Origin of the sequence: Mycobacterium sp. (assembly GCF_049280035.1) — a bacterium.
GTDB lineage: Bacteria > Actinomycetota > Actinomycetes > Mycobacteriales > Mycobacteriaceae > Mycobacterium.
In genome coordinates this window covers 1-5,227 of the sequence record NZ_JBAPPI010000022.1, presented here as the reverse complement: position 1 = coordinate 5,227, position 5,227 = coordinate 1, and the positions used below count along the sequence as shown (strand labels likewise).

6 protein-coding genes are annotated in these 5,227 nt (G+C 65.1%); all 6 read right to left on the bottom strand.

Annotated features, from left to right (window positions below):
* Positions 1-267 (bottom strand): Fe-S cluster assembly sulfur transfer protein SufU (gene sufU, locus WAN71_RS00760; RefSeq protein ID WP_422223501.1); only part of this gene is annotated, 267 nt, incomplete at its 3' end.
* A gap of 6 nt (positions 268-273) precedes the next feature.
* Entirely contained in the window at positions 274-1,527 is a 1,254-nt protein-coding gene (locus WAN71_RS00755) for a cysteine desulfurase (protein ID WP_422223500.1), read from the bottom strand.
* A gap of 2 nt (positions 1,528-1,529) precedes the next feature.
* Positions 1,530-2,303: a Fe-S cluster assembly ATPase SufC gene (sufC, locus tag WAN71_RS00750; RefSeq protein ID WP_422223499.1), complete on the bottom strand. Its 774-nt coding sequence runs from the start codon at positions 2,301-2,303 to the stop codon at positions 1,530-1,532.
* Positions 2,303-3,490 (bottom strand): Fe-S cluster assembly protein SufD, encoded by a 1,188-nt coding sequence (gene sufD / locus WAN71_RS00745; RefSeq protein ID WP_422223498.1) that lies wholly within the window; start codon positions 3,488-3,490, stop codon positions 2,303-2,305. Before sufD ends, sufC begins: the two co-directional genes overlap by 1 nt.
* On the bottom strand, positions 3,490-4,935 hold the full coding sequence (gene sufB / locus WAN71_RS00740; protein WP_422223497.1) for a Fe-S cluster assembly protein SufB: 1,446 nt from the start codon (positions 4,933-4,935) through the stop codon (positions 3,490-3,492). Before sufB ends, sufD begins: the two co-directional genes overlap by 1 nt.
* A partial coding sequence (locus WAN71_RS00735; protein WP_422223496.1) for a helix-turn-helix transcriptional regulator occupies positions 4,932-5,227 on the bottom strand: 296 nt, incomplete at its 5' end. The genes WAN71_RS00735 and sufB, both read right to left, overlap by 4 nt.

Below are 5,227 nucleotides of genomic sequence, written 5' to 3'. Positions count from 1 at the left end.
CTTCAACGCCTGCCCGACGCTTTGCCCGATCACCTGCTCGGTGAGCACCGACGTGGCCGCCTGGCTGATCGAACAGCCCTGCCCGTCGTAGGAGACGTCGACGACGTGCTCACCGTCGTCCGACAGCGCCACTCGCAACGTGACCTCGTCGCCGCACACCGGGTTGACGTGGTACACCTGCGCGCCGAACGGCTCGCGTAGCCCGCGGTGCTGCGGGTGCTTGTAGTGATCGAGGATCACGTCTTGGTAGATCTGCTCCAAACGCACTTCGGCTCACGCTCCGCCGAAAAAGTCGAGGGCATGCCGCACGCCGGCCACCAGCCGGTCGACCTCCTCGTGGGTGTTGTAGACCGCGAACGACGCCCGCGCGGTGGCGGCCAGGCCGAACCGGCGGTGCAGCGGCAATGCGCAGTGGTGGCCCACCCGCACGGCGACCCCGTCGTCGTCGAGGACCTGACCGACGTCGTGGGCGTGTACGCCGTCGACAATGAAGGACACCGGTGAGCCGCGGTTCTCCATCGATGCCGGTCCGACGATCCGTACGCCGTCGATGCCGGACAGCCCGTCGATCGCGGCGGCGGTCAACTGACGTTCGTGATTTTTTACGGTGCCCATGCCGATGGCGCCGAGATAGCGTGCGGCCGCAGCCAGTCCGACCACCTGAGAGGTCATCGGGGTGCCAGCCTCAAACCGCTGCGGCGGAGGCGCGTAGGTGGACGCTTCCATCGCGACATTCTCGATCATCGATCCGCCGGTGAGAAATGGCGGCATCGCGCCGAGCAACTCGCGGCGCCCATACAACACGCCGATCCCGTTGGGGCCCAGCATCTTATGCCCGGAGAATGCGCCGAAGTCGACGTCGAGCGCATGGAAGTCCACTGGCTCGTGCGGCACCGACTGGCAGGCATCCAGCACGGTCAGCGCACCCACTTCGCGCGCGCGGCCCACCAGCTCGGCCACTGGAGCCAGCGCTCCGGTCACATTCGAATGATGGCTGAAGGCAACGACTTTGACGCGCTCATCGAGCTTTAACGAGTCAAGGTCGATGCGTCCCTGGTCGGTGACGCCATACCAGCGCAGCGTCGCGCCGGTGCGCCTTGCCAGTTCCTGCCAGGGGACGAGGTTGGCATGGTGCTCGAGCTCCGTAATGACGATGACGTCACCCTCGCCGACGGCATGCTCGAAGCGGTTGTCGCCGAACACGTAGGACACCAGATTGAGTGCCTCGGTCGCGTTCTTGGTGAACACCAGCTCATCGGCGTGCGCGCCGACAAACGTTGCGATGTCCGTGCGGCCCTGCTCGTAGGCATCCGTGGCCTCCTCCATCAGCTGGTGCGCTCCGCGGTGCACCCCGCCGTTGGACGTCAACAGGAATTCGCGTTCGGCGTCGAGGACTTGCAGCGGCCGTTGTGACGTCGCACCGGAATCCAGGTACGCCAACTGATTTCCGCCTCGCATCACGCGCTTGAGGATCGGGAAGTCGGCGCGGATCGCAGCGACGTCCAGTGAGGTGGCGCAAGTGCCCACGGTCAAGCTCCCGCGGCCGCCGCTTGGGAAAAGCGCACGTAGCCGTTCTCTTCGAGTTCGTCGGCCAACTCCGGACCACCGGATTCGATGATCCGGCCACCGACGAACACGTGCACGAATTCGGGATGGATATACCGCAGGATCCGGGTGTAGTGCGTGATGAGCAGGATGCCACCGTGCTCGGATTCGGCATAGCGGTTGACGCCTTCACTGACCACCCGCAACGCGTCAACGTCGAGGCCGGAATCGGTCTCGTCGAGAATCGCGATCTTCGGCTTCAGCAACCCCAACTGCAGGATCTCGTGGCGCTTCTTCTCGCCGCCGGAAAAGCCTTCGTTGACACTGCGCTCGCCGAAGGCTTGGTCGATCTCGAGCTCCTCCAACGCGGCCTTGACTTCTTTGACCCAGTGCCGCAGCTTGGGCGCCTCACCGCGGACGGCGGTAGCGGCCGACCGCAGGAAGTTCGACATCGACACGCCTGGCACCTCGACGGGATACTGCATGGCCAAAAACAGGCCGGCGCGGGCGCGCTCGTCGACGCTCATGTCTAGCACGTTCTGGCCGTCGAGGGTGATGGAGCCCGATGTCACGCGGTACTTCGGGTGCCCGGCGATGGCATAGGACAGGGTGGATTTGCCGGATCCGTTGGGCCCCATCACCGCATGCGTCTCGCCGGAACTCACGCTCAAGTTCACACCGTTGAGGATCGCGATCTCTTCGCCATCCGACGGGTTGTCGATGCTGACGTGTAAGTCTTTGATTTCCAAAGTGGTCATTAGGCAGATACTTTCGATTCGGTGATGGCCAGTTCGTGCTCGATGGCGGTGGTTAAACGCGCGCGTATCTCAGGTACCGCGATCTTGGCGATGATCTCGTTGAAGAAACCACGCACCACCAGTCGGCGGGCCTGCTCTTCGGGGATGCCGCGGGAACGCAGATAGAACAGTTGCTCGTCGTCGAATCGTCCGGTGGCGCTGGCGTGTCCGGCGCCGACGATTTCGCCGGTCTCGATCTCCAGGTTGGGCACCGAGTCGGCGCGCGCGCCGTCGGTGAGCACCAGGTTGCGATTGACTTCGAAGGTGTCGGTGCCGGTGGCCTCGGCGCGGATCAACACGTCGCCGACCCAGACGGTGTGCGCGTCCGGCCGGTTCGAGTCCGGATCCCCTTGCAGCGCACCCTTGTACATCGCGTTGGACTTGCAGTCGGGTTGCGCGTGGTCAACCAGCAGCCTCGACTCGAGGTGCTGACCGTCGTCGGCGAAGTACAGGCCGAGCAGCTCGGCGTCACCGCCGGGCGCGGCGAAGCGCACCTTGGCCGACATTCGCACCAAGTCGCCACCTAGCGTGACGGCCACATGCCGCAGCACCGCGTCCTTGCCCAGCCGGGCGTGTTGCGCGCTGACCTGCACGGTGTCGTCGGCCCAGTCAGCGATCCACACCACCGTGAGCCGGGCGGCATCCTCGACGACGAATTCGACGTTGTCGGCGTAGGTTCCGCTGCCACGCTGGTCGATGACCACGACGGCCTCGGCCAGCTCTTCGGCCCGGATCTGCAGATGCCCGTAGGCCACCGCACCCTCGCCCGGGCCGGTGATCAACACCTCGACCGGCTCGGCGACCTGGGTGTCGCGCGCGACCGTGACCAGCGTCGCGGAGTTGAACGCCGAAAACGCCTGCGCGGCAACACGATCGGTGGGCACACCACCATCGCCAAGCCGCTGGTCGCCGCGCCGCACGGTTTCAACGCGCACCCCGGGCCGTTCGCTGACGGTGATCTGGGCGCTCCCGGTCGCGTGCGCCGAGCCGTCGTGCAGGCCACGTAGCCGACGCAGCGGGGTGAACCGCCAGATCTCGTCGCGGCCGCCGGGGACCTCGAACGCGTCGACGTCGAAAGACGCGAACTGCTCACCCTTGTTGGCAGCGGTGAGCGACAAACCCTCAACCGCTTCAGTCAATCCCGTCACTACCCGACCGCGCCTTCCATCTGCAGCTCGATCAGCCGGTTGAGCTCCAGCGCGTACTCCATCGGCAGCTCCTTGGCGATCGGCTCGACAAAGCCGCGCACCACCATCGCCATCGCCTCGTCCTCGGTCAGCCCGCGGCTCATCAGGTAGAACAGCTGGTTTTCGCTGACCTTGGACACTGTCGCCTCGTGGCCCATCGTCACGTCGTCCTCGCGGATGTCGACGTAGGGATAGGTGTCGCTGCGGCTGATCGTATCGACCAGCAGCGCATCGCATTTCACGCTGGAGCGTGACCCGTGCGCGCCCTTGTTGACCTGGACCAGACCGCGATACGAAGTGCGTCCACCACCGCGCGCCACCGACTTGGACACGATGTTGCTCGACGTGTTCGGGGCCAGGTGCAGCATCTTGGCGCCGGTGTCCTGGTGCTGGCCTTCGCCGGCGAACGCCACCGACAGCACCTCGCCCTTGGCGTGCTCGCCGGTCATCCAGACCGCCGGGTACTTCATGGTGACCTTCGACCCGATGTTGCCGTCGACCCACTCCATGGTGGCGCCGGCCTCGGCGCGGGCCCGCTTGGTGACCAGGTTGTACACGTTGTTCGACCAGTTCTGGATCGTGGTGTAGCGACAGCGGCCGCCGGGCTTGACGATGATCTCCACCACCGCCGAGTGCAGCGAATCGGACTTGTAGATCGGCGCGGTGCAGCCCTCGACGTAGTGCACGTAGGCGCCCTCGTCGACGATGATCAGCGTCCGCTCGAACTGACCCATGTTCTCGGTGTTGATCCGGAAGTAGGCCTGCAGCGGGATGTCGACATGCACACCGGGCGGGACGTAGATGAAGCTTCCGCCACTCCACACCGCGGTGTTCAGCGCCGAGAATTTGTTGTCCCCAGCCGGGATCACCGTGCCGAAGTACTGCTTGAAGATCTCCGGGTGCTCGCGCAGCGCAGTGTCGGTGTCCAGGAAGATGACACCCTGGGCTTCCAGGTCTTCGCGGATCTGGTGGTAGACCACCTCTGACTCGTACTGCGCCGCGACGCCGGACACCAACCGCTGCTTCTCGGCTTCCGGGATGCCGAGCCTGTCGTAGGTGTTGCGGATGTCGTCGGGCAAGTCGTCCCACGTCGCTGCTTGTTTTTCGGTGGACCGCACGAAGTACTTGATGTTGTCGAAGTGGATGCCCTCGAGGTTGGAACCCCACTTCGGCATCGGCTTGCGATCGAAGATGCGCAGCGCCTTCAGCCGGGTCTCCAGCATCCACTCCGGCTCGTTCTTCTTCGCGGAGATGTCACGGACCACCGCTTGGGACAGCCCGCGCTGTGCGCTGGCGCCCGCGATGTCGGAGTCGGCCCAGCCGTAGCCGTACCGGCCCATCGAGGCGATGGCCTCCTCCTGGGAGAGCGGTTCGGCCAGCTTCTGAACCTCGGGGGTGGTCGTCATGACGACACTCCTTGCTTGCTTATGGTGGCTTCGACGCGGGCTGAGCGTCGAAGGGTTGACGGCTTCTCGGTGGGAGTCAGCGGCACGTGCGTGGTGCATGCGCAGTCACCGTTGACGATGGTCGCAAGCCGCTGCACGTGGGTTCCAAGCACCTCGGCCATGGCCTGCTGCTCGGTTTCGCACAGCTCCGGAAACTCCTCGGCGACGTGGGATACCGGGCAGTGGTGCTGACAAATCTGCACGCCGTGGATTGGGCCATCGACGCGGGCGGTGGTGGCGACGTAACCGGCCT

Excerpts from the sequence above, each read along its gene's own strand:
- sufC (WP_422223499.1), bottom strand. The coding sequence starts at position 2,303 with ATGACCACTTTGGAAATCAAAGACTTACACGTCAGCATCGACAACCCG.
- sufB (WP_422223497.1), bottom strand. The coding sequence starts at position 4,935 with ATGACGACCACCCCCGAGGTTCAGAAGCTGGCCGAACCGCTCTCCCAG.